General features: G+C 37.6%; 1 protein-coding gene. It reads right to left on the bottom strand.

From position 1 onward, the window contains the following. Nucleotides 1-311 (bottom strand): DUF7507 domain-containing protein (locus ACSVH9_RS16400; RefSeq protein WP_438064641.1); only part of this gene is annotated, 311 nt, incomplete at both ends.

The following is a 311-nucleotide window of genomic DNA, read 5'->3' as shown; positions in this document are numbered from 1 at the left end:
CTGGATTTTTAGGACAAGTAGTGCAAGGAGTAGGGTCAGAAGAAGTATCAGTTACCGGTTTGTCATTTGGATCTTTAGCAGTAGCCAAAGCCAAGTTGTAAACAAATCCTGCGTTGATATCATTTTGAGTAATGGTATGTGAAGCTGAGAAGGTAGTGCTATCAGTTGCACCCACAGCAAGAGTTGCAATAGGACCACCAGTTACTATAGCATTATTATCAGTAACTGTTACATTAGTTAAAGTTACATTTCCAGTATTTTTGATTACAAAGTTGTATGAAACGATATCACCCACATTGGTTTTACCATCA

Source organism: Flavobacterium sp. RSSB_23 (assembly GCF_051547145.1).
Lineage (GTDB): Bacteria > Bacteroidota > Bacteroidia > Flavobacteriales > Flavobacteriaceae > Flavobacterium.
This window is presented reverse-complemented; position numbering and strand designations above follow the sequence as displayed.